Raw genomic sequence first — 24,561 nt, 5'->3', positions numbered from 1 at the left:
TCTCAGTGCCCTCCAGGTGCCGCATCCTGCTTGAGATCGATGCGTCGAAGGATCAGCGCCAGCGGCACCATCAGCGCTGAGATGATCATCAGGACGTGGAAGACGTCGATATAGGCCAGATAGCTCGCCTGGGTCTGCACCTGATTGCCGATCCAGCCCATCGCCTGCGACTGCGCATCGAGCAGGTTTGAACCTCGATGGGCGAAGAACTGCGTCGCCTGATTGAGCGCGTTCGTATAGCCCGGTTCCGACGGGATGACATGCTCGACCAGCCGGCTCTGATGCCATTGCTCGCGGTGGGCCAGCACATTGGAGGCGATCGAGACGCCGATCGAGCCGCCGGTATTGCGTGCCGCGTTGATCAGCGCTGAGGCTTGGTCGGTCTGATCGGGCCGTAGGCCGTCATAGGAGGCGGCGGTGATCGGAATGAATATCAGCGGCAGGCCGAGGCCGAGATAGAGGCGCGACCAGACGAAGAAGCCGAAGTTCAGATCGGCGTTCAGCCGCGTCATGTCCCACATCGCCAGCGCGATGATCGCCATGCCGATGGCGATCAGATATTTTGGCTGGACCATCGATGTCAGGCGTCCGGCCGCAAACATCATCATCATCGTCACAAGGCCGCCGGGCGACAGGGCAAAGCCGGCCCAGGTCGCGGTGTAACCGAAATTGGTCTGCAGCACCTGCGGCACGAATTGCGTCGTGGCGATCAGGATCGCGCCGGTTGCCAGCATGACGATGACGCAGGCGCCGAACTGGCGGCTGGCAAGCAGCCGGACATCGATCACAGGATTTCGATGGGTCATCAGCCACGGGATGGCAAGGGCGAGGGCCAGCGCGCAGACTGCGGCCGTGGCAATGATGAAGTTCGAGCCGAACCAATCCTCCGTCTGCCCGCGGTCGAGCGCCAGTTCCAGCGCGCCGAGGAATGTTGCGACCAGTAGGAAGCCGGTAATGTCGAAGCGCGTGCCTTTGCTGCGCATTTCCGCGCGCTCCTTGCGAAGCGATTCCGGCTCCTGCACCAGCATGTACACGAGGATGAAGGCAAAAACGCCGACCGGCCCGTTGATCAGAAAGCACCAGTGCCAGGAGAAATTGTCGGAGAGATAGCCGCCGAGCGTCGGGCCGATCACCGGGGCGACGACGACGGCGACACCGAACATCGCGAATGCCTGGCCGCGCTTGGAGGGCGGGAAGGAGTCGGCGAGGATCGACTGCGATATAGGCACCATGCCGCCGCCGGCAAAGCCCTGGATCATCCGGAAAACCAGCAGCGACTCGAGATTCCAGGCAAGACCGCAGCAGATCGAGGCGACGGTGAAGGTGGCAAGGCAGAGCAGATAGAAGCGCCTGCGGCCATAGCGCTTGGCGATGAAGCTGGAGGCGACCAGAATGATGGCATTGGAAACCAGATAGGTGGTGACCACCCAGGACGCTTCATCCGCGCTGACGGCGAGGCCGCCGGAAATATAGCGCAGCGCCACGTTGGCGATCGTCGTGTCAAGCACTTCCATGAAGGTCGCGAGCGATACGACCATTGCGATCAGCCATGGGTTCGAGGCCCCGGACGCGGCTGAGCGCGCGCTTCCGGCCGTGGTTGCGGCGCCGCTCATCTTAGTTCCTCGGCCGGACCGTCACGGTGGGGATCACCGACATGCCGGGGCCGATGGCGATGTCCTTCGGCCAGTTGTCGGCGATGATCTTCACCGGCACGCGCTGGGTCACCTTCACATAGTTACCGGTGGCATTTTCAGCCGGCAGCAGCGAGAAGGCGGTGCCGGAGCCGGGCTGTACGGAATCCACCTTGCCCTTCAGCAGGTGATCCGGATAGGCGTCGATCGTCACATCGACGGGCTGACCGGGGCGCATGTCGGTGAGCTGCGTTTCCTTGAAATTGGCGGTGATCCAGATCTCGTCGGGAACGAACATGGCGATTGCCTGACCCGCCTGCACATATTGGCCCTTCGAGCCGCTGAGCTTGACAACCCGGCCGGGCTGAGCTGCGGTGATGGTCGTGTAGTCGAGGTTCTGCTGCGCCGCCTCGACCTGCGCCTCGGCTTGGTGAAGGGTGGCGATCGCGCTCGCCTTCTGCGCTTCGGCGGCGGCCTGGTTTTTCACCGCTGAGGTGACGCTCGCCTGCGACTGGGCGAAATTCGCCTGGTTCTGCCGCAAAGTCGACGCGGCCTGTTGGGCCGACTGTTCGGAACCGGCGCCGCTCTTGACCAATTGCTGCTGCCGGCTGTTTTCATCATTGGCATATTGGAGGGCTGCGGCGGCCGAGGTCTGCTGCGCCTTTGCCTCATCGATTGCCGCACCGGCGGCGGCGATCTGCGCTTCGGCACTCGATATCGCGGCCTTGGCGACGCCGATCTGGCCGTTCGATTGATCGAGGGCAATCTGGTAGTCGCGTGGATCGATCTTGACGATGACGGCACCGGCATCGACATGCTGGTTGTCGGAGACGGGAACATCGGCAACATAGCCGGAAATCTTGGCTGCGACCGAGAAACTGCGCGCATCGATGAAGGCGTCATCGGTGCTTTCATAGGGATGGAAATAGATCAGCCAGACGAGGTAGCCGAGGACCGCGACGGCCGCGATCGCGACAACGATGAGGAGTGCCACCAGAGGATGGCGCCGGACAATCGAAGGCTTCTTTTCCTCTTTGCCGGTGGGCTCAGCGTCTGCGCTGTCCTTCGGTTCCTCGCGTTGATCTTCGTCCAGTTGCGGTGCGGTGCGCTGTTTCTGGTCCACGGCGGATCTCGGTCGTTGATGGAGGAATAGCGCCAGAACGCATCAACCGGGCTTTCAGTTCCTGGTCCCAGGCTGCCGTCCCTGCGGCTTTTTGGGCACTGCAATTGCGCCGGAGAATTTCTCGCATTCTGCGGCTAAACATTGCTTGACACAGAATTGGCGCAAGTATCTGAATGGTTACAAGAGGAGCGGGCGGGTCGCGGCGCGCCGTGCAAGCAGGAGGATTATTTCGAGATGTTGAGATTTGCGGTCATCGGGATCGATCATGGGCACACGTTCGATCACGTCAAAGGATTGCTTGCGGCCGGCGGAGAATTCGTTGGCTACTGCCCGAAAACCTCGGTTCCGGCGCTGCGCGAAAACTTCGAGAAAACCTACCCGGATACCCCGCAGATCGATCGCGAACAGCTGTTTGCCGATCCGTCGATCGATGTCATCTGCATCGCCGCCATCCCGCGTGACCGTGCAGGCCTTGCGATCCGCGCCATGAAGGCGGGGAAGGACGTCATGACCGACAAGCCGGGCGTCACCACCTTCGCGCAGCTTGAAGAGGTGAAGAAGACGGTTGCCGAGACAGACCGCATCTTCTCGATCTGCTTTTCCGAGCGCCATTGTGTGCGCTCCGCCGTCAAGGCGGGAAAGCTGGTCAAGGAAGGCCGGATCGGCAAGGTCATCCAGACGATTGGCATGGGACCGCACAAGCTGCAGCTGCCGACACGGCCGGACTGGTTCTTCGATCCGGAAGCCTTTGGCGGCATCATCGTCGATATCGCCTCGCATCAGGTCGATCAATTCCTGTTCTATACAGGCTCGACGAAGGGCGAGGTCGTCGCCAGCTCGATCGGCAATTTCGGCATGCCCGATAAGCCGAAATTCGAGGATTTCGGCGAAGTGCTGCTGCGCTCCGACCGGGCGTCAGGCTATGTCCGCGTCGATTGGTTCACACCCGAAGGGCTCGGCACCTGGGGCGATGGCCGTCTGACCATCCTCGGCACCGAAGGCTATATCGAGCTGCGCAAATACATCGATATTTCCGGGCGTCCCGGCAAGGACCATCTCTTCCTGGTCAACGGCAAGGAAAACATCCACATCGACTGCAGCGATGAGAAACTCGACTATTTCGATGCCTTCACCGCCGATGTGCGCGGTCGCAGCGAGACCGCGATGCTGCAGACCCATGTCTATGAAGTCTGCCGGCTGTCGCTGGAAGCGCAGACCAATGCCGTCAGGCTCGGCGGACGATAGGAGAGCCTGCCATGACACAGAAATTGCGCGTCGGCGTCATCGGAGCCGGTATTGCCGCCCGGCATCTTGCGGGCTTCGACTGGAACAAGGATTTGTTCGAAGTGCCTGTCCTTTGCTCGCTGGACGAGGAGCGGGGACGGGAGCTCTGCGCGAGCCACGGCATCGGCGAATATACGCAGGATGCCGATACGCTTTTTGCCCGCGCTGACCTCGATGTCATCGACATCTGCACGCCGCCGGACACGCATTTCGCGCTCTGCAAGAAGGCAATAGAGTCAGGCAAGCATGTGATCTGCGAGAAGCCGCTGTTCGGCTCGATCGCCGAGGTCGACGAGATGACCGGGATCGTCGCGCGCGCCGGCGGCAAGATGCTGATGCCGATCTTCCAGTATCGCTACGGTTCCGGCCTGCAGAAGCTGAAGCGGCTGATCGAACTCGGCCTTACCGGGCGCCCGTTCCTGACGACGATCGAAACGCATTGGTGGCGCGGCCCGGATTATTACGCCGTGCCATGGCGCGGCAAATGGAAAAGCGAACTCGGCGGCGGGCTGCTCGGCCACGCCATCCACGCGCACGATATGCTGAACTATGTGCACGGCGCTTGCGCCGAGGTGTTTTCCTATGGCGCGACGCTGGTCAATCCGATCGAGGTCGAGGACACGTCGGCCATTTCGGTGAAGATGCAGAACGGCTCGCTGGCGGCGCTGTCGATGACGCTGGGGTCGCGCAAGGAAATCTCGCGGCTGCGCTTCTGCTTCCACGATCTGGTCGCCGAAAGCATTCTGGAGCCCTATACGATGGGCCGCGATCCCTGGACTTTCATCGCCGGGACCGAGGAGCATCAGAAGCGTGTCGATGACGCTCTTGCAGGTTACAAAGTCAAGGAAGACGGTTATACCCGCCAGTTCGAGCTGTTGCATCAGGCAATCACTGATGGCACGGAGCCGCCGGTGACGCTGCAGGACGCGCGCAACTCTCTGGAACTGGTGACTGCAGCCTATCACTCGCAACGAACCGGCAAGCCGACCCCGCTGCCGATCACGGCGGAGCATCCGCTTTATCGTTCCTGGCTGCCGGAAGGGTAGCTCAATCCACCCCATCTCTGTGACATCCCGTGGGCGCAGCCCGAGGCAAAGAGATGAGGGTATTGGAGAGGGCAAGATCGCAAGATGTGGCCCTCGCAAGTCTTACGACGGGATAGACCCCAGCGCGTAGAGGATCCCGCGCAGCTCTGCCAGGCCGCGCATGCGGCCGATCGCCGGATAGCCGGGTGTGACGGTCTTGTTGAGGTCGTCGAGCATGCGGTGGCCGTGGTCGGAGCGGAAGACGATCTCGTCCTTGGCGCTACGCTTGCTGTCTTCGGCAACGAGTTCCTTCAGCACCGCGACCATGTCGACATCGCCCTCCAGATGGGCGCTTTCGTGGAAGGTCCGGCCGTCGCCTTCGCGCTTGGTGGCGCGCAGGTGGGCGAAATAGATGCGCGAGGCGAAACGCCTTGCGATCGCGGGCATATCGTTTTCGGCGCGGACGCCAAGGCTACCGGTGCAATAGCACATGCCGTTGGCAGGCGAGGGAACGGCATCGAAGAGCGCCGCATAATCCTCGGCATTCGAGGCGATACGCGGCAGGCCGAACAGTGAGCGCGGCGGATCGTCCGGATGCAGCGTCAGCTTGACGCCACGGGCTTCGGCAGCCGGCGTCACGGCCTGCAGGAATTCGATCAGATGCTGGCGAAGCTTCGCGGCATCGATGCCGGCATAGCTTGAGAGCTTGTCGCGGAAGCCGGGAATGGTCAGCGGCTCGGTGGTGGAGCCCGGCAGGGCAGAGGTGATGATGCGGGTGATCTCGGAGATCTCTTCCTCGCTCATCTCGTCATAGACCTCGCGTGCCCGCTGCTGGTCTTCAGCCGAGTAATCGTTTCCGGCGCTCTGGCGCTGCAGGACGAAGAGATCGAAGGCCGCAAAGCGCTCGTGGTCGAAGCGCATGGCGGTGGCGCCTGTCGGCGTGACGTAGTCGAGTTCGGTACGGGTCCAGTCGACGACGGGCATGAAATTGTAGCAGACGATCGGGATATCGTTGGCCGCGACCGCTTCGAGGCTGGCGATCCAGGCCTCGATCTCGGCCTTCGCCTTGCCGCCCTTGCGCTTGACGGCATCGGGGATCGGGATGCTTTCGACGACGGACCAGGCGAGCGGCGAACGCCCGGCGGGTGTCGTCTCGATCATCGACTTACGCTCGGAGACTTCCTTTTCCGTCCAAGCGCGGCCGATTGGAACCTGGTGCAGCGAAGAGACAATGTTGGTGGCGCCGGTCTGGCGCACCTCGTCCAGTGTCACCGGGGCTTCGGGCCCAAACCATCTCCATCCTTGCCGCATCGGGTTCCTCCTCGTCAGTCGTTTCTATATTTTTGGCTTCTAGCAGAAATAATCGGGATAGCGGGTGCGCAGCTCCGCCACATCGGGGATGACGGCGCTGAGGTGATGCAGGATCGCCTCGCGGGCAGCATCGACGTCATGACTGGCGATCGCATCGCGGATGACGATATGCTCGCGCACCACATTGTCCATGCGCCCGAGCGCCGGCAGCGTCAGGCGGCGGGCGCGGTCGATCTGCACTTTCACGGTTTTCAGGATCGCCCAGATGCCGGGATAGCCGGCAATCCGGGTGATCGCTTCGTGGAAGGCTTCGTCTTCCTCGTGAAAACCCGATGTGTCGCCCAGCGAAGCCAACGATTTCTGCCTGCTGATGATCATATCGAGCCGCTCGATATCTGCGGGTGTTGCGATGCGCGTCGCGGCTTCGATGGTCGTCGTTTCCAGCGCCTTGCGCACGACAACGGCTTCGGGAATGGCCGAAACGGGAACCCGGGAAACGACAGTGCCCGACTGCGGGTAGATATCGACGAGCCCGCCTTCGGCAAGCCGCAGCAGTGCCTCGCGCACCGGGGTACGGCTGACACCGAATTCTTCGGCGATCTTCTTTTCCTGGAGGGCCATGCCGGGCGGCATGCGCAGCGAGACGATATCGGCGTAGAGCTGGTTGAAAATGGCGTCGGCCGTCGTCACACGGCGCAGCTTCGCCGGTCTTTCCACCGTGGGCGGAAAGTCGATCGCTTCGGAGCCGGATGCCTGCCGCATGCTATTTCCTGCACGTTGACTCTGTTGTGCATACTAGTATATCAATCCTCATCCATTGCCAAGGCTTGCCGATGAGGAGCGGTCGCTTTGCAAGGCTTTCAACCGCTTTTCGGCGGTTGGCCGGCGTTTTGATCTCGCCTGGCAGATCACGGGAGAGCAGGCTGTCTGGGCTCGTCCGCAGACGCCGCACAAGAGGAGGAGAGACCCATGAACATTACGCGCAGAACATTCGTGAGTACCGCCGCGGGCGTTGCCGTTGCCGGCATGCTGCCCAGCCATCTGTTTGCCCAGGCGAAGAAGCCGGCGAGCCCGGTGACGATCACCATAGCCGACGTTGCCGGCAATCTTGCGCTGACGCAGGGCATGTTCGAAGCCTATGCCGCCGAAAAGGCCGACTGGGTGTCGAGCTTCGCCTTCACCAAGGCGCCGGCCCCGGAACTGCCCGGCAAGATCAAGGCGCAGCAGGCGGCAGGCAAGGTCGATATCGATCTTGTGCTGACCGGCACCGACGCGCTTTCGGCTGGTGTCGACCAGGGTCTCTGGATCGATCTCGGCGCGCATAAATCCGAGCTTCCCAATCTTGAAAGCATCCTGCAGCCGCAGGCCTTCAAGATGCAGGGCCTTGCCAAGGATCAGGGTGTCGTCATCACCTACTACCCGTCCGGCCCGCTGATCGAATACATGCCGGACAAGGTGGCGACGCCGCCGAAGACGGCGCAGGAGCTGCTCGACTGGACGAAGCAGAACAAGAACAAGTTCCTCTACGCCCGCCCTGCCAATTCCGGCCCCGGCCGCACGCTGCTGATGGGTCTTCCGTACCTTCTCGGCGACAGCGATCCGCGTGATCCCGCCAAGGGCTGGACGAAGACCTGGGAATATCTGGCCGCTCTCGGCGAGAACATCGAATACTACCCGACCGGCACCGCCGTGGTGTTCAAGGAACTCGGCGAAGGTACCCGTGACATCGTGGCCACGACGACGGGCTGGGACATCAACCCGCGCGCCCTCGGCATCGTTCCCGCCGAAGCCAAGGTGCAGAAGCTCGACGGCTTCCATTGGGTCACCGACGCGCATTATGCCGTCATCCCGAAGGGCGTATCGGACGAGAAGATCGCGGTGCTGATGGATGTGCTGAACTACATCCTGCAGCCGAAGCAGCAGGCCATCGCCTATGACGCCGGCTATTTCTATCCGGGCCCGGCCGTCAAGGATGTCACCATCGACATGGCGCCGCAGGAGAGCCAGGACGTGATCAAGGAATTCGGCCGTCCCGAATATGACGACTGGATCGCCAACAACCCGCTGGAAGTGCCGCTGGAGCCCAAGCAGCTCGTCGAAGCCTTCCGCATCTGGGACGAAAAGATCGGCGCCAAGAAGGGCTGATCGCAATCCATGGCGCCGGTCATAGGGCCGGCGCCCTCATTGCCTCGATATGTATGGAGTTTCGATTGAACGCGCCCGCCCAGAACGCAGCGCCGTCGTCGCGCAACAAGGCCCGTCTCGAACTGGACGGCCTTCGCCGCTCGTTCGGCGCCTATAACGCGCTCGACGGTATCGATCTTGCGATCGAACCCGGCGAGTTCATCGCACTGCTCGGCCCGTCGGGCTGCGGCAAGTCGACGGCGCTGAACTGTATCGCCGGGCTGCTTGCCCTGTCGGGCGGTGAAATCCGTCTCGGCGGCAGCCGCATCGACCAGCTGGAGCCCGAAAAGCGCGGCTTCGGCATGGTGTTCCAGAGCTATGCGCTCTTTCCGCATATGAGCGTTCGCAAGAATGTCGGCTTCGGTCTGGCGATGCAGGGCATCAAGGGGCCGGAAGCGGACAAGCGGATCAATGATGCGCTGGCGCTCGTCCGGCTCGAAAGCCAGGCAGACAAGCTGCCCGGCCAGTTGTCCGGCGGCCAGCAGCAGCGCGTGGCGATTGCGCGTGCCGTCGTCATCCGTCCGCCGATCGTCCTGATGGACGAGCCCCTTTCCAATCTCGATGCCAAGCTCCGTCTTGAAATGCGCGCCGAAATCCGCGGCATTCACGACCAGATCGGCTCGACGACAATCTACGTGACGCATGACCAGGACGAGGCGCTATCGCTGGCCGATCGCATCGTCGTCATGAGCCAGGGCCATATCGAGCAGATCGGCACGCCGCAGGATCTCTACCAGCGCCCGGTCAATCTGAACGTCGCCGATTTCATGGGCTTCCGCACCCGTATCCGCGGCCGCGTTACCTCGGTGTCGGGTGACGAAGCGCAAATCGAGGTTGGCCCGGCGCGGCTGACCGGCACGATGCGCGTACCGCTTCAGGTGGGCGATGCCGCGGTGCTTTCCGTGCGCCCTGAAGATCTGGTCGCGGTCGCCGGCGATGGCATTCCCGCCACCGTCAGCAGCATGGAATATCGCGGTCGCGCCTTCTTTGGTCTGGCCAAGTCGGCTGACGGCTCCGATCTCTATTTCCGCTCGGACGACGTGCTGCTGCGCGGCGCTGCGACATTCCTGCAGCCGGCCGCCGGGCGGGCGCTGCTCTTCAAGGAAACGGCTGCATGAGCGGGCCATCGCTTCGCACCCGGCTTGCGGTCCGCGGGCTCGACGGCACGACGATGCTGGTGCTGCCGGGCCTGATCTTCATGCTCGCGTTGTTCGTCTATCCTTTCTTCTATGGCGTGGTGGATTCGCTGACGCCGAAGGATGGCGGCGCGTGGTATGCGAATTATGCCAAGTTCTTCAGCGATCCCTTCCAGTACAACACCATCGGCGCTACGATGTGGCTGGCGTTGCCTGTCACCATCCTCAATCTGGCGCTCGCCGTGCCGATCGCCTTCCGCGTCCGCCTGATGCGCCGCCAGCGCCTGCTGACGACGATCCTGGTGCTGCCGATCACGCTCGGAACGGTCTTCGTCGCCGACGGCCTATTGACCTTTCTCGGCCCGCGCGGCTGGTTCAATCAGACGCTGCTGCTGATCGGTATCCTCGATGCGCCGGTGAAGCTGACCAACAATTATTGGGGCGTCTTCGCCTCGCTGCTGATCACCGGCTTTCCCTTCGCCTTCCTTCTGACGCTCTCCTACATCACCGGCATCGATCCGGCGATCGAACAGGCGGCGGCGACGCTGGGGGCCGGTCCGCGCAAGCGCTTCTTCCGGGTCTTCCTGCCGCTTCTGGTGCCGGGTCTCGCCGTCACCTTTTGCCTTGCTTTCGTGCAGGCCTTTGCAGTCTTTCCCTCGGCGGTCTTGCTCGGCGCGCCGGCCGGGCCGACGCGCGTCATCTCGATTGCGGCCTATCAGGCGGCCTTCGAGCAATATGACCATTCACTGGGCTCGGCGATCGCGCTCATCATGGGTGCCGTCGAGCTTGTCGTCGTGGTGGCGGTTCTCGCCGGCCGCTCGTTCTTCTATCGCGGCCCTGCCGGCGGCACGAAAGGCTGAGCCATGATCCGTGACCAGGGCCTCACATCGAAAATCTGGCGCTTCGCCGTCTGGGCCGTTGCAGGACTTTTCATCCTCAACCTCTTGGCCGTCATCGCCGTCGTCATCATCAATTCCTTCTCGACGCGCTGGCTCGGCACCTGGCTGCCGGCCGGCTGGACGACGCGCTGGTATTTCAGCGCCTGGAAGGAATTCCAGCTGTCGAGCGTCGTCCTCGTCACCTTCCAGATCGTCTTCACGGTGACGGTGATCTCGGGCATTCTCGGGGTGCTGACGGCCTATGCGCTGGCCCGTCGCGACTTCCCCGGCAAGAAGCTGATCGTTCTGCTCTTCCTGCTGCCGCTGCTGATCCCGCCTTTGACCTACGGCATTCCGCTTGCGACCGTGCTCTATCAGCTCGGCCTCGGCGGTACCTTCTGGGGCGTCGTGCTGATCAATCTCGTGCCGTCTTTCCCTTTCGTCGTGCTGGTGATGATCCCGTTCATCGAACAGATCGATCCGCGCATCGAAGCAGCGGCCCGGGTGTTCGGGGCGGGGACCACGAGCCTGTTCATCCGCATCCTGCTGCCGCTGCTTCTTCCCGGCATGCTGGCGGCGCTGCTTCTGGTTCTGGTGCGCACCATCGCCATGTTCGAGCTGACCTTCCTGATCTCGGGGCCGACGACGCAGACGCTGGTCGTCTCGCTCTACTACGCGGTCTTTGCCTCCGGTGTGCGCGCGGCGCAGTCGATCGACGCGATGGCGGTGATCTACATGATCACGACGCTCTTCTGGCTCATCATCGCGCTGCAGTTCGTCAACCCGACGCAGATCGTCGCCCGCGCCAAGCAGCAGTCGTCGCATTAGGCATTCTGGTTCGCGCTTCGCATGAAGCCGATGGTCGCGAACCAGAGCACCACGCCGATGCCGATCAGGCAGGCGGCGATGACGTATTGTATCGGGTCGCGTCCGGTCCACGGACCGACGAGGAACAGGCAGGTCGCCGCGCCGAGGACCGGCACGATGGTCGGGGTGCGGAAATGCGGGTGATCGACCTTGTCGCGGCGCAGCACCAGCACGGCGATATTGACGACGGCAAAGACGCCGAGCAGCAGCAGAGCCGTGGTTCCGCCGAGTGCCGGAACGCCGCCGGCAAACAGGATCAGGCCGACGGCCAGCAATGATGTAAAGCCGATGGCGATATAGGGCGTCTGGCGCGCGGCATGAACCTTGCCGAGAGCGGCCGGAAGCACCTCTTCGCGGCTCATACCATAGATCAGCCGGCTCGCCATCATCATGTTGATCAGCGCCGAATTGGCGACCGCAAACATGGTGATGATGCCGAAGACGCCGATCGGGAAGTTCGGCGCGCCCGCCTGCACCACCTTCAGCAGCGGCGTCTCGCCTTCGCCGAGCTCGGCGGCCGGCACCAGCGTGATCGCTGAGATGGCAACCAGCACGTAGATAACGCCTGTTATGAATAGGCCGCCAAGTAGTACCTTCGGGAAGATCCGGCTCGGCTCCTTGCATTCCTCCGCCATGTTGACGGAATCCTCGAAGCCGACCATGGCGAAGAAGGCGAGCGTCGTGGCGGCGATGACCGACCAGAACACGCCATGCTCGCTGCTCGGCTGGAAGGTCCAGGCGCGCGATACGTCGCCCTCACCACCGGCAATCGCCCAGAATCCGATGCCGATAATGATCAGCAGTCCGGTCAGTTCGACCATCGTCAGGACAACGTTGAGCTTCACGCTTTCGCCGACGCCGCGGAAGTTGATGGCGGCGATCAGCGCGATGAAGGCGACGGCAATAAAGGTCACGCCATAGTCGCCGAATTCAAAGCCGAAAGCCTCGGAAAAATTGGCGGCAAAGGCGCGCGATGCCGTCGATGCCGAGGTGATGCCGGAGGACATGACGGCAAAGGCGATCAGGAATGTCAGGAAGTGGACGCCGAAAGCTTTATGCGTGTAGAGCGCCGCGCCCGCGGCACGCGGATATTTTGTGACCAGTTCGAGGTAGCTCAGCGCTGTCAGCAGCGCCACGACGAAAGCGATCAGGAATGGCAGCCAGACGACCCCGCCGACTTCGGCTGCAACCTGCCCTGTCAGCGCATAGATGCCGGTGCCGAGAATATCGCCGACGATGAAGAGCAGCAGCAGGCCCGGTCCCATCACCCGTTTCAGTTCCGGCTGCTCCGGCAGGCTTTTCAACGGCGCTCCGCTCATCAGTTGCTCCTCGTCATCCCAGCCGCAAGCGGCTCCTCTTTTTGGAACTAGAGCGGGAATTCCGGAAGAAAAGCAGAGATTTGCTCGGAGAGCGTGCTGTATCCGCCGGCCGGGTGGAGCGACCGCCGGCACCTAAGGGCGTTTGCCTAGATCGAAAAAGCTTCCTTCAGGCCGAAGCTCTTGCGCTCGCGCAGATCGAGATCAGCCTCGATATGGGAGATGTGATGCACCATCAGATCGCAGGCGCGGTCGAGGTCACCAGCCTCGATGGCGGTAACGATATCGCCATGTTCGGAATGGCCGCAGCTCGAAACCGCCGACTGGCCGTAGAGGGCGATGACGAGCGATGAGCGGGCAACCAACTCTTCCATGAAACGCTGCATGATGGCGTTGCCCGATATCGATGCCAGCGTCAGGTGGAAGTCGCCGGAGGCCTTGATTTCGGCCCGGCGCGCTGTCTGTCCGCGCTCGCTGATCAGGCGTCCTTCTTCCTGAAGCAGCTGGCGGAGATGCTGGATCTGCGATGGCGTGATGCGGGCGGCTGCCTCGCGCAGGATGCCCGGTTCGACGAGACGGCGGGCCGCGAAGATCTGCTTCGCTTCATCTGGCGAGGGATAGGCGACAAAGGCGCCGCGGTTTTTCTCGACGCTGACGAGGCCTTCGTAAGAGAGCGCCTGAAGCGCAGCGCGGGCCAGCGTGCGGCTGACATTGAAGAGATTGCCGACATCGGCTTCCGACAGTTTCGTTCCAGGCGCGAGCCGGCGTTCGACGATCGCGTCGCGGATTGCATCGCGGATCTGCTGGGTGCCGGTGTCGGCTGAATCGTCTGCCTGCAAAAGCGCGTTGGCTGAAGGAGTCATGAAAACGGGTACCTGATTGCAGCCGCAATGATAGCCAGCTTTGCATCAGAAGTTAAACGAATTTTGCGCGCAAAATGGCGCTCAAATTGTATACGATATACTGCGTAAATTGCAGACGAAAGCCTATTTCCTGTGCAGAATTTTCACTGCCTCTAATTTGCGCTTAAGCCAGTCTAATCCTGTTTTCCGTTGAATCCCATGGCTTTGACGCAGTGCAGCAGAAACTGGCACGGCAGATGCATTGTCTTACTCGAACAGGGGAAGACATGATGTCGAAAGCGGCAGAGATCGATATTGCATCCGTTTCCAAGGTCTATGGCAGCACGACGGCCGTGCATGCCATCAGCCTCAAGATCCCGGCGGGATCCTACTGCTGCTTCCTCGGCCCATCCGGCTGTGGCAAGACCTCGACATTGCGGATGATCGCCGGTCACGAGAGCATTTCTTCGGGAGACGTCCGCCTCGGCAATACCGTCGTTACCGACTTTCCGCCCGCCAAGCGCGGCACGGCGATGATGTTTCAGTCCTACGCACTGTTTCCGCATCTCGACCTCATCGACAACGTCGCCTTCAGCCTGAAGATGAAGGGTGTCGAGAAGGAAGAGCGCCGCGCCAAGGCGCTCGACATGCTGAAGCTGATGCAGATGGAGGCCTATGCGACGCGGCGTCCGGCGCAGCTCTCCGGCGGGCAGCAGCAGCGCGTGGCGCTGGCCCGCGCGCTGATTACGGATCCGGAAGCGCTGCTGCTCGACGAGCCGCTGTCGGCGCTCGACCCGTTCCTGAAGATCCGCATGCGTGCCGAACTGAAGAAGCTGCAAAAGACACTCGGCATCACCTTCGTGCATGTGACGCACAGCCAGGAAGAGGCGATGGCGCTCGCCGATGTGATCGTCATCATGAACGATGGCAAGATCGAGCAGGCGGCGTCTCCGCGCGAGGTCTTCGAGCGTCCGGCGACGGCCTTTGTCGCGCGCTTCATGGGCGATCATAATGTTCTCTCGGGCCGCGTGACCTCCGTCAAGGACGACATGCTGGTGCTCGAGGCGCCGGAGGGGCAGACCTTCTCGGTGCGCGGCGGCGGTAGGCTTGCGGGCGAAGCCGTCGATATCGGCATCCGCACGGATCGCGTCCGTCTCGAGGCGGCCAGCGACAAGACGCTCGGCTTCGGCGGCGTCGTTTCCAACATCGAATATCGCGGCGCGACGGTGAAGCTCACCGTCATCGGCGCGGGCAGTGACGACTTCACGGTCATCGCGAGCGACGGCGATTATTTCGCCAAACCCGTATCGGTCGGCGATGCGGTGTCTCTGAGTTGGGCCATCGAGGACGCCGTCCTCCTTGGCCGTGCATGAACCTTGCCATCAAAAAAAGGGGAACTGACATGACGACTGAAAAGACGACAACCAACACGGAGGCCGGGATTTCCCGCCGTTCGCTTCTGAAGACCGGCGCTGCGGCGATCGGTGCTGCCGCAGGCTCGGGCCTGATCACCGGCTTCCCGACGATCTGGGCGCAGTCCAATATCACGCTTCGCCAGTTCGGCACTGGCGTCTCGAACCTCAACGACATCGCCGAGAAGTGCAAGGCCGATCTCGGCATCACGCTGGAGATGACGGCGACCGATTCCGACGCCGCGGCGCAGCGCGCCGTCACCCAGCCTGACAGCTATGACATCGCCGATATCGAATACTGGATCCTGAAGAAGGTCTATCCGACCGGCGTCATCCAGCCGATGGAAACCAAGAAGCTGAAATATTACGACCAGGTCGTACCGCTCTTCAAGACCGGCAAGCTGAAGGCTGACAGCGTCATCGCGCAGGGCACCGCGCCGCATACGGTTGGCTATGTCGAGGCCAAGGACGCCAAGACCTTTGCCAAGAGCGAGACCGAATTCTTCACGATGATGCCGACGATCTACAATGCCGATACGCTCGGCATCCGTCCCGATCTCGTCGGCCGCGATATCACCAGCTGGGCCGACATTCTCGATCCTGCTTTCAAGGGCAAGACCTCGATCCTCAACATTCCGTCGATCGGTATCATGGATGCGGCGATGATCATGGAAGCGGCCGGCAACATCAAATATGCCGACAAGGGCAACATGACCAAGGAAGAGATCGACAAGACGATCGACTTCCTGATCAAGACCAAGGGCGACGGCCAGTTCCGCGCCTTCTGGAAGAGCTTCGACGAGTCCGTCAACCTGATGGCATCGGGCGAAGTGGTCATCCAGTCCATGTGGTCGCCAGCCGTCGCCGCCGTCCGCTCCAAGGGCATCGCCTGCAAGTTCCAGCCGCTCAAGGAAGGCTACCGCTCGTGGGGCGGCGGTCTCGGCCTCGCCTCGCATCTGAAGGGCAAGGAACTCGACGCCGCCTACGAATATATCAACTGGTACACGTCCGGCTGGGTCGGCGGCTACCTCAACCGCCAGGGCTACTATTCCGCCTGCATGGACACCGCCAAGAAGTTCATGTCGGAAGACGAATGGGGCTACTGGATCGAGGGCAAGGCCGCAAAGGGCGACATCAAGGGCCCGGATGGCAAGGTCATGGAAAAGGCCGGTGCCGTGCGCGATGGCGGCTCCTTCGAGGAGCGCATGGGCCACGTCGCCTGCTGGAACTCGGTGATGGACGAGGACCGCTACATGGTCCGCCGCTGGAACGAGTTCATCGCTGCCTAAGGCGGATTGCGGCTTTCCCCTCCCCAACCCTCCCCACAAGGGGGAGGGAGTTTGGCGAGGCCGCAGCTGAACTTCTCCCTCCCCTTGTGGGGAGGGTCGGGGAGGGGTCTTCGGATCCCTCGCCCTCTCCATCCAACGTTAAGTCCGAGGGAATGGCTGATGGCGACGATCGCTTCTGCAGAGACAAACGACAAAATCGGCCGCGTCCGCAGCACCGGCTTCCGCCTGCCGCTTGCCGCCATCTCCTATCTGCAGGCGGCGCCGCTCTTCATCATCCTCGGCATCTTCTTCATCCTGCCGATCGCGATGATCGCGGTCGTCAGCTTCTGGGACTACGACTTCGCCGGGCTCTATCCGGCCTTCCTGACCATGAACTACACCGATACGCTCGGCTCATGGGTCACCTGGAAGACCTATCTCAACACGCTGAAATTCACCGTCATCGTCTGGGCGCTGACGCTGTTCATCGGCTTCTGGGTGGCCTATTTCCTGGCCTTCCACATCCGCAAGACCTCGACGCAGATGATCCTCTTCCTCGTCTGCACCGTGCCTTTCATGACCTCGAACATCATCCGCATGATCTCGTGGATCCCGGTGCTCGGCCGCAACGGCCTCGTCAATTCCGCCCTCGTTTCCGCCGGCATCGTGCCGCAGCCGATCGAATGGCTGCTCTATTCCGATTTCGCCGTGGTGCTCGCCATGGTCCATCTCTACACGCTGTTCATGGTGACGCCGATCTTCAACACGCTGATGCGCATCGACCGCTCGCTGTTCGAAGCGGCGCGCGATGCCGGTGCCTCCGGCTGGCAGATCCTCTGGAACGTCGTCATTCCGCTGGCAAAGCCCGGCATCGCCATCGGCTCGATCTTCGTCGTCACGCTCGTCATGGCCGATTTCTCGACCGTTCAGGTCATGTCCGGCGGCCAGAGCGCCTCGGTGGCGCTGATGATGAAGAACCAGATGTCGCTGCTGCAATATCCGGCCGCTGCCGCAAACGCCGTCGTGCTGCTGGTCGTCGTGCTCTTGATGGTCGCCGCGATCCTGCGCGTCGTCGATATCCGCAAGGAGCTTTGAGATGAACGGTGATAGACGCGGCCTCGAATTCTACGCGCTGACGGCATTCTTCATCGTCTTCGTGCTTTTCCTCTACGGGCCGCTTTCGGCGATCCTGATCCTCTCCTTCCAGGGGCCGGACGGCGGCCTGACCTTTCCGCTGAACGGCGTTTCGCTGCACTGGTTCGCCAATCTGTTCGAGAAACAGGCGGTCGGCGATTTCGGGGCATCGTTCAAGCGCTCCTTCACGCTCGGCCTGATGGTGATGATCGTCACGGTGGTTGTCTCGCTGCTGGCGGGCCTCGCCTTCCGCAGAAAATTCCGCGGCGCGACGGCGCTGTTCTACGCAACGGTCGCCAGCCTCGTTGTGCCCTCGATCATCATCTCGCTCGGCATCGGCGTGGTCTTCCAGCAGAGCGGCCTGAAGCCCGCCTGGTATTCCTCGGCCTTCGGCGCCCATCTGACCTGGACCCTGCCCTTCGGCGTGCTGATCATGTTTGCCGTCTTCAACCGCTTCTCGCCGGCCTACGAAGAGGCGGCTCGCGATCTTGGCGCCACCTCCTGGCAGACCTTCCGCCATGTGGTTCTGCCGATGATCCTGCCGAGCCTGATCGGCGTCGGCCTGTTCGGTTTCACGCTCTCCTATGACGAATTCGCCCGCACGCTGATGACGTCGGGCAGCTACAACACGCTGCCGCTCGAAATCTACGGGATGACCACCAATGTCACGACGCCGGTGCTCTATGCGCTGGGCACGGTCACCACGGTCTTCTCCTTCACCATCATCCTCGGCACGCTCGGCATCATGATGATGCTTGGCCGCCGGCAGGCAAAGATCAGGTAACATGCGCATACTATTGGTAAACCCGAATACCACGGCCTCGATGACAGAGAAGGCCGCGGTTGCAGCCCGCGCGGTCGCTGCTGCAGGCACGGAGATCATCTCCGCGACGTCGCGCATGGGGCCCGTTTCGATCGAGGGCCACTATGACGGCGCCATGGCGCTGCCGGGGCTGCTCGCGGAGCTGAAGGACAGGCAGGCGGAAGGCTATGATGCGGCCATCATCGCCTGCTTCGACGATACCGGGCTGGAGGCGGCTCGCAGCTTCTGCGACGTCCCGGTGCTCGGCCTTTGCGAATCCGCTGTTGCCACCGCCGGTTTTCTGGCCCAGCGCTTCACTGTGGTCACCACGCTGGAGCGTTCGCGGGTGCTGATCGACAATCTGGTTCGCCGCTATGGCATGGGTGACCGTGCCAGGGTGCGGGCCTCCGACATTCCGGTTCTCGAACTGGAGAACGAGGCATCCGGGGCGATCGGCAAGCTGCGGGCCGAGATTGAACGCGCCCTTGTAGAGGACGGCGCCGAGGCGATCGTGCTTGGCTGCGCCGGCATGACCGATCTCGCCCGCGAGCTGCAGGCGCACTACTGCGTGCCCGTCGTCGATGGCGTCGCGGCTGCGGTCAAGCAGGCGGAGGCGCTGGTATCGCTTGGTTTGTCGACCAGCAAGCGCGGCTCCTATGCCTCACCGCTTCCCAAACCCTATCTCGGCGCCATGAGCCAATTCGCTCCTGCCGGCTGACATTCGCCGCGTCACCTTGCCGCCATCACGGCTTCGCCGTTCACTCTGTCCTCGACAGGTTCCGTTTCAGGTGCTTTGCTGAGCCTGCACTCGCGCGTCCTTTCCCAGAATGCGGAGCGGTTCTCGCATAAGGGCGAACGAAGGATCAGACCATTGACGCAGCCGACCACGCCGCCGGGGGCACCCGGAATTCTGCCGCGCTGGACATCGAGCGACAAGTCCGCCGTTGGGCGCGCGCCCGGGGAAGCCGGTCAGGTCTGGTTCACCGCCAGCCACGGTATCCTCAACGAGGTCTACGCGCCGCGGCTCGATCAGGCGAGCATCCGCGATTTCGGCTTCGCCGTCACCGCGAAGGACTATTTCTCCGAGGAAAAGCGTGACGCCGATCATGTCGTCGAGACGCTGGAGGACGGCGTTCCGGCATTCCGGCTGATCAACACATCAAAGGACGGGCGCTACCGGATCACCAAGACGATCCTTTCTGATCCCGACCGCGAAGTCGTGCTGCAGGAGATCCAGTTCGAGGCGCTGATAGGGCCGCTCTCCGATTACCAGCTTCACGCAATCATATCGCCGCATCTCGTCAACGGCGGCGCCAACAACACCGGCTGGTACGACGATTTCAAGGGGCATCCGATGCTCTTCGCCTATGGGACAGGCCGGTCGCTGGCCGTTGCCGCGTCGGTGCCCTGGCTTGCCCGTTCAGCCGGTTTCGTCGGCTTTTCCGATGCCTGGCAGACATTGTCGCGCGGCGAGGGGCTGCGGCAGGAGTATCAACGCGCCGAAGACGGCAATGTGGCACTCGGCGGGACGCTCGATCTGTCGCAGACCGGGGGCCGGGCGCTGATCGCCCTCGGCTTCGGAACGCAGCCGGAAGAGGCGGCGTTCCGGGTGTTGCTCAGCCTGCAGCAGGGCCTTGAGCCCGCACTGAAAGCCTACAAGTCCGGATGGCGCACATGGCAAAGCGGTCTGCTTCCCCTCGATGAGCCGCATGATCCGCGCGAACTCAACCGCTATCGCGTCAGCACCGCGGTTCTGGCGACGCATCGTGACGATGCCTCGGGCGCAATCATTGCCAGCCTCTCCATTCCCTGGGGCTCGTCGAAAGGCGATGACGATCTTGGCGGCTATCATCTTGTCTGGACGCGCGATCTCGTCGAAACGGCAGGCGGGCTGCTCGCGGCCGGAGCACATGCCGATGCGCTCGAGGTTCTCGACTATCTGGTCGCGACCCAGGAGGCCGACGGCCATTGGGTACAGAATTCCTGGCTCGACGGGCGGCCCTACTGGAAGGGCATCCAGATGGACGAGACGGCTTTTCCGATCCTGCTCTATGACATGCTGCTCAGAGCCAAGGTCATTGGCCCATCCGATGCCGGGCGCTATCAGGGCATGGTCAGGGCCGCGGCCCGATACGTCGTCCGCAACGGCCCGGCAACCCAGCAGGACCGGTGGGAGGAAGATGGCGGCTTCTCGCCTTTCACGCTCGCGGTCGAGATCGCCGGGCTGCTGGCCGCTGCGGACGCCATGGACGCTGCATCGGATCGCGATCTGGCGCGCTATCTGAGGGAAGTCGCAGACAGCTGGAACGAGCAGATCGAAAGCTGGACGTATGCGAGGAACACGGCGCTGTCGCAAAGCCTCGGCATCGACGGTTACTACATGCGGATCGGCAGTTTCACCGGCGAAGGTCATGCGCGATCACCGGCACTGGTGCCGATCAAGAACCGCGACAATGCCGGGATGACGCTGGAATCGGGACTGCTCGTCAGCCCCGATGCGCTGGCGCTGGTGCGTTTCGGTTTGCGGGCGGCGGACGATCCGCGGATCGTCAACACCGTGAAGGCGATCGACTCGCTGCTAAAGCGCGATCTTCCCGCCGGGCCCTACTGGTATCGCTATAACGAGGATGGCTACGGCGAAAAGGAAGATGGTTCGCCGTTTGATGGCGCGGGTATCGGCCGCCTCTGGCCGCTTCTGACAGGCGAGCGGGCGCATTTCGAAATTGCGGCCGGAAGAAAAGATGAGGCGGCGCGGTTGCTCGCAACGCTGGAAGCATCGGCCAGCGATGGCGGATTGCTGCCGGAGCAGATCTGGGACGAGGCGGACATTGCCGACAAGGAGCTGTTCCTCGGCCGCCCCTCGGGAAGCGCCATGCCGCTCGTCTGGGCGCATGCCGAACATATCAAGCTCTTGAGATCGCTGAAGGATGGGGCGGTGTTCGACATGCCGCCGCAGACGCTGAAGCGCTATGTGGAGGGCAAGCCGGCACCGGCGCCGTGGGTCTGGCGCACGAATTCGACGACCGACTATGTGCCGTCGGGCCGGTTGCTGCGCTTCGAACTGTTCGAGCCCGCTTTGATCCATTGGTCCGCCGACGGCTGGAAAACCACGCAGGATATCGATACGGCCGATAGTTCGATGGGCACCCACCTCGCCGACGTGCCGACCGCCGCTTTCCCGGCGGGATCGGCGATCTCCTTCACGATTTTCTGGAAGGACCGGAACAGCTGGGAGGGCCGTGATTTCAAGATCGAGGTCACCACGCACTAGCCCGAATGCTAAACGCACCGCACCTTTTCAAACCAACTCCGTCGGAAGAAGCAGGATTTCCTCATGGACACGCCCAACAATGCTGCCGAAACGCCTCAGACCGCACAAACGGTGCTCGCCATCGATCTCGGCGGCTCACATGTGAAGGTCCACCTGAGCACCGGCGGCGAAAAGCGCGCGGTCGTTTCGGGGCCAGACATGTCGCCCGACAAGATGGTGAAGGCGGTGCGCGAGATGGCGGAGGGCTGGAATTACGATGTCATCGGCATGGGCTATCCCGGTCCTGTCTCGGACAACAAGCCTTCGCTTGACCCGCACAATCTTGCGGCCGGATGGAAGGACTACGATTTCGAAAAGGCCTTTGGCAAGCCGCTGAAGCTGGTCAACGACGCCCTCATGCAGGCGATCGGCAGCTACGAGGGCGGGCGCATGCTGTTTCTCGGGTTGGGCACCGGGCTGGGCGCGGCGATGGTCGCCGACAGCGTCTGTCTGCCGATGGAACTGGCGCATCTTCCCTACAAAAAGAAAAAGACCTTCGAGGACTATGTCGGCCTCCGCGGCCTTGAGGCGGACGGAAAGGCCAAATGGCGGAAGTCCGTAGCGGATGTCGCCGGGCGCCTGCGGGCTGCCCTGCAGCCCGACTATATCGTCATCGGCGGCGGCAATGTCGACAAGATCAAGGACATGCCGGACGGCTGCCGCCGCGGCGACAACGAAAACGCCTTCAAAGGCGGCTTCCGGATATGGCAGGATCCGGCCTTGAAGCTGCACAGTAGTCTGGCGTGAACTGGGGGCGAACCGGGCACCTCGTCAGGGCGGCCCGGTTGGTGCTGCGTTCAGTCACGCAACTGCGCTATCGCCCGCCACCGCCACCAAGTCTTTGCTCCAGTCGAACGATGGCCGCATCGAGATCGTCAAGTCTGGCTCCGGCGATCGCGGCGGGTTTGGGATATGAACTGCCCCCACTTTCGACCGGACACTCAGCATAAGCAGGAACGCTCAAGCACAGGCTTGAGGATAAGCTTATGTCTAACGAGTTTCGACAGGTTGATCTGATGATTGGCGACGTCCGGCGGCGACGCTGGACAACGGAACGCAAACTGCAGATCATCGAGGAAAGCTATGCCCAAGGGGAGACCGTTTCCTCTGCGGCTCGGCGACATGGAGTTGCGCCAAATCTTCTGTATCGCTGGCGCAGGCTCCTGAGCGAGGGAGGTGCGGTGGCCGTGGATTCTGACGAGCCAGTGATCGGCAATTCCGAGGTGAAGAAGCTGGAAGATCGAGTGCGCGAGCTTGAGCGCATCCTCGGGCGCAAGACGTTGGAGAACGAGATTCTCCGCGAAGCTCTTTCCAAAGCCCACTCAAAAAAACCGATATCGCGGCCGATCTTGTTGCCGAAGGACGGTTCCCGATGAAGACGGTGGCAGATGTCCTGGGCGTATCGCGTTCGAATCTGGTGGAGCGTCTTAAAGGCAAGTCCAAGCCGCGTGGGCCGTATCTCAAAGCGGACGATGCCGAACTGCTGCCTGCCATTCGTAAACTCGTGGATGCTCGGCCGACCTATGGCTATCGGCGGATCGCTGCCCTTCTCAACAGGCAGCGGCGAGCCGCCGATCTGCCCGTCGTCAATCGCAAGCGAGTTCATCGCATCATGGCCAATCATGCTATGATCCTTGAGAAACACACGGCGGTGCGAATAGGCCGTGTCCACGACGGCAAGGTCATGGTGATGCGGTCTAATCTCCGCTGGTGCTCGGACGGCCTTGAGTTCACCTGCTGGAATGGCGAGGTGGTTCGTCTCGCGTTCATCATCGATGCGTTTGACCGGGAAATTATCTCATGGGCAGCCGTCGCCAATGCCGGGATATCAGGTTCCGACATTCGAGACATGATGTTGGAGGCCGTCGAAAAGCGCTTCGGCGCAACCAGCGCCCCGCACGCAATAGAACATTTATCTGATAACGGCAGTGCATACACCGCGCGCGAGACCAGGCTGTTTGCTCAAGCCCTCAACCTGATTCCATGCTTCACGCCCGTTGCCAGCCCACAATCGAACGGCATGTCTGAAGCCTTCGTCAAAACCTTGAAGCGGGACTACATACGCATCTCATCCATTCCGGGCGCCGACACAGCTCTCCGGAAGATCGACGGATGGATTGAAGACTATAATGAAATCCATCCACACTCAGCGCTCAAAATGGCCTCCCCAAGGGAGTTCATCAAAGCATTGTCTCAATAGCTGATCTGTCCGGCGAAATGGGGGGCACTCCAGGATATTTGATTTCGCCGTTCGGTGCGCTCTCGGCAGGTATCTGGTACACGGCAATGTCTTCCACGATCTTGCCCGAGCCCTTCTTCTTTTTTGTACTCTCGATGAAGATCTGTGTGGTTCCATCGTAAAGCGTCACCGAGATCTTGAAGGCAAAATCTGATTTTACCGGGAGGTCTTCGACAGGGATCCTGTCTTCGCCGATAGTAAAGGCATACGGAACGTGACCATCGCTGACGGTAACAGTGTCGAAATCCTCGGTGAAAATGACTGTCACTTCGCAAGGCATTTTCATGTCCTCTCATGGTTTCCGCTAGTCGTTGCTCAAGCGCCCACCGCGGTGCGCCATCCTGAGCGTGATCGCATAGGAACTCGGAGATCTTTTGCCCGGAAGTTGAGCGTCAAGGATGAGTTCCTGCGCATCGCCGAGCGCCGTGGAGACTTCCAGAAGTTTCGTCGACGCGGTAATCCGCCACATCTTGTAACCTAGCCCGTCGAAGCCACAGCCGACGGCAGGTTCTGCATTCGGGCCAGTGATGATGAATATTCTGGTTGTATCCAGCCTGTAGCAGTGGCCTTCAAAAGCGTATCCGTAGGTAAGAACGGTGAAGCCGGTGATCCCGACCTTGCTGTCGAGTTTGATTTGCAAATCCGCGTTGCCGCCAAGCCCCGCGTCCATATGGGCAATGTGTTTGCCGTCGTTCAGATCCACGCCGTAGAGGATAATCTCGTTCGCGCTATACTGGGATCCAGCCAATGGCGGTGCTGGAATGCTCTCATATGTCATCGATGCGTCCCCCTCAGGTTG

22 protein-coding genes are annotated in these 24,561 nt (G+C 61.8%); 14 read left to right on the top strand and 8 right to left on the bottom strand.

The annotated features are described in order from the left end of the window. Window positions 1-2 precede the first annotated feature (2 nt). Window positions 3-1,613, bottom strand: coding sequence for a DHA2 family efflux MFS transporter permease subunit (locus tag AC1DV9_RS02235; RefSeq protein ID WP_477945931.1), 1,611 nt, complete (start codon window positions 1,611-1,613; stop codon window positions 3-5). 1 nt (window position 1,614) lies between these two features. Beyond that, entirely contained in the window at window positions 1,615-2,754 is a 1,140-nt protein-coding gene (locus tag AC1DV9_RS02230; protein WP_477945930.1) for an HlyD family secretion protein, read from the bottom strand. Between the two features lie 234 nt (window positions 2,755-2,988). On the opposite strand from AC1DV9_RS02230, the gene AC1DV9_RS02225 reads away from it, so the two are divergent. Both AC1DV9_RS02225 and AC1DV9_RS02220 read left to right on the top strand, forming a co-directional pair. Next, window positions 2,989-3,999: a Gfo/Idh/MocA family protein gene (locus tag AC1DV9_RS02225; RefSeq protein ID WP_477945928.1), complete on the top strand. Its 1,011-nt coding sequence runs from the start codon at window positions 2,989-2,991 to the stop codon at window positions 3,997-3,999. Between the two features lie 11 nt (window positions 4,000-4,010). Further along, complete coding sequence (locus tag AC1DV9_RS02220) at window positions 4,011-5,084, top strand: Gfo/Idh/MocA family protein (protein ID WP_477945926.1); 1,074 nt, start codon at window positions 4,011-4,013, stop codon at window positions 5,082-5,084. 102 nt (window positions 5,085-5,186) lie between these two features. On the opposite strand, the gene uxuA is transcribed toward AC1DV9_RS02220, so the two are convergent. Next, complete coding sequence (gene uxuA, locus AC1DV9_RS02215; RefSeq protein ID WP_477945924.1) at window positions 5,187-6,374, bottom strand: mannonate dehydratase; 1,188 nt, start codon at window positions 6,372-6,374, stop codon at window positions 5,187-5,189. Window positions 6,375-6,413: 39 nt separating this feature from the next. Then, entirely contained in the window at window positions 6,414-7,136 is a 723-nt protein-coding gene (locus AC1DV9_RS02210) for a GntR family transcriptional regulator (protein ID WP_477945922.1), read from the bottom strand. Window positions 7,137-7,343: 207 nt separating this feature from the next. Here AC1DV9_RS02210 and AC1DV9_RS02205 point away from each other — a divergent pair, with 207 nt between their 5' ends. From AC1DV9_RS02205 to AC1DV9_RS02190, 4 genes are read left to right on the top strand one after another with little or no spacing between them, the layout of a single operon-like run. Further along, complete coding sequence (locus tag AC1DV9_RS02205; protein ID WP_477945920.1) at window positions 7,344-8,519, top strand: extracellular solute-binding protein; 1,176 nt, start codon at window positions 7,344-7,346, stop codon at window positions 8,517-8,519. A gap of 53 nt (window positions 8,520-8,572) precedes the next feature. Continuing rightward, window positions 8,573-9,676, top strand: coding sequence for an ABC transporter ATP-binding protein (locus AC1DV9_RS02200; RefSeq protein ID WP_477945919.1), 1,104 nt, complete (start codon window positions 8,573-8,575; stop codon window positions 9,674-9,676). Beyond that, complete coding sequence (locus AC1DV9_RS02195; RefSeq protein WP_477945917.1) at window positions 9,673-10,554, top strand: ABC transporter permease; 882 nt, start codon at window positions 9,673-9,675, stop codon at window positions 10,552-10,554. The genes AC1DV9_RS02200 and AC1DV9_RS02195 overlap by 4 nt, the downstream gene beginning before the upstream one ends. 3 nt (window positions 10,555-10,557) lie before the next feature. After that, entirely contained in the window at window positions 10,558-11,400 is an 843-nt protein-coding gene (locus AC1DV9_RS02190; protein ID WP_112514508.1) for an ABC transporter permease subunit, read from the top strand. Here AC1DV9_RS02190 and AC1DV9_RS02185 read toward each other — a convergent pair. Together AC1DV9_RS02185 and AC1DV9_RS02180 are read right to left on the bottom strand one after the other, a co-directional pair. Further along, entirely contained in the window at window positions 11,397-12,758 is a 1,362-nt protein-coding gene (locus AC1DV9_RS02185) for an APC family permease (protein WP_477945914.1), read from the bottom strand. The two genes, AC1DV9_RS02190 and AC1DV9_RS02185, sit on opposite strands and share 4 nt — an antisense overlap. A 146-nt stretch (window positions 12,759-12,904) precedes the next feature. After that, a complete protein-coding gene (locus tag AC1DV9_RS02180) occupies window positions 12,905-13,618 on the bottom strand; it encodes a GntR family transcriptional regulator (protein WP_477945912.1) in 714 nt (237 codons plus the stop codon). Window positions 13,619-13,887: 269 nt separating this feature from the next. Between AC1DV9_RS02180 and AC1DV9_RS02175 the strand changes: the two genes are divergently transcribed. The 8 genes from AC1DV9_RS02175 (at window position 13,888) to AC1DV9_RS02140 (ending at window position 23,723) form a co-directional block, all read left to right on the top strand. Beyond that, window positions 13,888-14,970 carry an ABC transporter ATP-binding protein gene (locus tag AC1DV9_RS02175; protein ID WP_477946356.1) on the top strand — a complete coding sequence of 361 codons (1,083 nt, stop codon included), beginning with the start codon at window positions 13,888-13,890 and terminating at the stop codon, window positions 14,968-14,970. A gap of 29 nt (window positions 14,971-14,999) precedes the next feature. Next, the gene (locus AC1DV9_RS02170; protein WP_112388681.1) at window positions 15,000-16,298 is read left to right on the top strand and encodes an ABC transporter substrate-binding protein; all 1,299 of its coding nucleotides are present in this window, start codon (window positions 15,000-15,002) and stop codon (window positions 16,296-16,298) included. A gap of 159 nt (window positions 16,299-16,457) precedes the next feature. Then, window positions 16,458-17,372: an ABC transporter permease gene (locus tag AC1DV9_RS02165; RefSeq protein WP_477945911.1), complete on the top strand. Its 915-nt coding sequence runs from the start codon at window positions 16,458-16,460 to the stop codon at window positions 17,370-17,372. Window position 17,373: 1 nt separating this feature from the next. Then, a complete protein-coding gene (locus AC1DV9_RS02160) occupies window positions 17,374-18,195 on the top strand; it encodes an ABC transporter permease (protein ID WP_112514511.1) in 822 nt (273 codons plus the stop codon). Window position 18,196: 1 nt separating this feature from the next. After that, a complete protein-coding gene (locus tag AC1DV9_RS02155) occupies window positions 18,197-18,931 on the top strand; it encodes an aspartate/glutamate racemase family protein (protein ID WP_477945909.1) in 735 nt (244 codons plus the stop codon). 153 nt (window positions 18,932-19,084) lie between these two features. After that, window positions 19,085-21,484 (top strand): glucan 1,4-alpha-glucosidase, encoded by a 2,400-nt coding sequence (locus AC1DV9_RS02150; protein WP_477945907.1) that lies wholly within the window; start codon window positions 19,085-19,087, stop codon window positions 21,482-21,484. 63 nt (window positions 21,485-21,547) lie between these two features. Then, on the top strand, window positions 21,548-22,270 hold the full coding sequence (locus AC1DV9_RS02145) for an ROK family protein (protein WP_477945905.1): 723 nt from the start codon (window positions 21,548-21,550) through the stop codon (window positions 22,268-22,270). A gap of 239 nt (window positions 22,271-22,509) precedes the next feature. After that, window positions 22,510-23,723, top strand: a protein-coding gene (locus AC1DV9_RS02140; RefSeq protein WP_477945903.1) for an IS3 family transposase whose coding sequence is annotated in 2 segments (ribosomal slippage) — window positions 22,510-22,846 and window positions 22,846-23,723 — 1,215 coding nt in all. Because the reading frame shifts where the segments join, the coding sequence is not laid out codon by codon here. Here AC1DV9_RS02140 and AC1DV9_RS02135 read toward each other — a convergent pair. Next, the gene (locus AC1DV9_RS02135; protein ID WP_477945901.1) at window positions 23,704-24,048 is read right to left on the bottom strand and encodes a hypothetical protein; all 345 of its coding nucleotides are present in this window, start codon (window positions 24,046-24,048) and stop codon (window positions 23,704-23,706) included. The two genes, AC1DV9_RS02140 and AC1DV9_RS02135, sit on opposite strands and share 20 nt — an antisense overlap. Before the next feature lie 18 nt (window positions 24,049-24,066). Further along, window positions 24,067-24,540, bottom strand: coding sequence for a hypothetical protein (locus AC1DV9_RS02130; protein ID WP_112597170.1), 474 nt, complete (start codon window positions 24,538-24,540; stop codon window positions 24,067-24,069). Window positions 24,541-24,561: the final 21 nt, after the last annotated feature.

This window comes from Rhizobium sp. 01L410 (assembly GCF_056400165.1).
The sequence above is the reverse complement of the archived record's forward strand: the minus strand, read 5'-3'. Positions and strand labels throughout refer to the sequence as shown.

Coding starts and splice junctions, on each gene's coding strand:
- AC1DV9_RS02235 (WP_477945931.1), bottom strand. CDS start 1,613: ATGAGCGGCGCCGCAACCACGGCCGGAAGCGCGCGCTCAGCCGCGTCC.
- AC1DV9_RS02225 (WP_477945928.1), top strand. CDS start 2,989: ATGTTGAGATTTGCGGTCATCGGGATCGATCATGGGCACACGTTCGAT.
- AC1DV9_RS02220 (WP_477945926.1), top strand. CDS start 4,011: ATGACACAGAAATTGCGCGTCGGCGTCATCGGAGCCGGTATTGCCGCC.
- uxuA (WP_477945924.1), bottom strand. CDS start 6,374: ATGCGGCAAGGATGGAGATGGTTTGGGCCCGAAGCCCCGGTGACACTG.
- AC1DV9_RS02210 (WP_477945922.1), bottom strand. CDS start 7,136: ATGCGGCAGGCATCCGGCTCCGAAGCGATCGACTTTCCGCCCACGGTG.
- AC1DV9_RS02205 (WP_477945920.1), top strand. CDS start 7,344: ATGAACATTACGCGCAGAACATTCGTGAGTACCGCCGCGGGCGTTGCC.
- AC1DV9_RS02200 (WP_477945919.1), top strand. CDS start 8,573: ATGGAGTTTCGATTGAACGCGCCCGCCCAGAACGCAGCGCCGTCGTCG.
- AC1DV9_RS02195 (WP_477945917.1), top strand. CDS start 9,673: ATGAGCGGGCCATCGCTTCGCACCCGGCTTGCGGTCCGCGGGCTCGAC.
- AC1DV9_RS02190 (WP_112514508.1), top strand. CDS start 10,558: ATGATCCGTGACCAGGGCCTCACATCGAAAATCTGGCGCTTCGCCGTC.
- AC1DV9_RS02185 (WP_477945914.1), bottom strand. CDS start 12,758: ATGAGCGGAGCGCCGTTGAAAAGCCTGCCGGAGCAGCCGGAACTGAAA.
- AC1DV9_RS02180 (WP_477945912.1), bottom strand. CDS start 13,618: ATGACTCCTTCAGCCAACGCGCTTTTGCAGGCAGACGATTCAGCCGAC.
- AC1DV9_RS02175 (WP_477946356.1), top strand. CDS start 13,888: ATGTCGAAAGCGGCAGAGATCGATATTGCATCCGTTTCCAAGGTCTAT.
- AC1DV9_RS02170 (WP_112388681.1), top strand. CDS start 15,000: ATGACGACTGAAAAGACGACAACCAACACGGAGGCCGGGATTTCCCGC.
- AC1DV9_RS02165 (WP_477945911.1), top strand. CDS start 16,458: ATGGCGACGATCGCTTCTGCAGAGACAAACGACAAAATCGGCCGCGTC.
- AC1DV9_RS02160 (WP_112514511.1), top strand. CDS start 17,374: ATGAACGGTGATAGACGCGGCCTCGAATTCTACGCGCTGACGGCATTC.
- AC1DV9_RS02155 (WP_477945909.1), top strand. CDS start 18,197: ATGCGCATACTATTGGTAAACCCGAATACCACGGCCTCGATGACAGAG.
- AC1DV9_RS02145 (WP_477945905.1), top strand. CDS start 21,548: ATGGACACGCCCAACAATGCTGCCGAAACGCCTCAGACCGCACAAACG.
- AC1DV9_RS02135 (WP_477945901.1), bottom strand. CDS start 24,048: ATGAAAATGCCTTGCGAAGTGACAGTCATTTTCACCGAGGATTTCGAC.
- AC1DV9_RS02130 (WP_112597170.1), bottom strand. CDS start 24,540: ATGACATATGAGAGCATTCCAGCACCGCCATTGGCTGGATCCCAGTAT.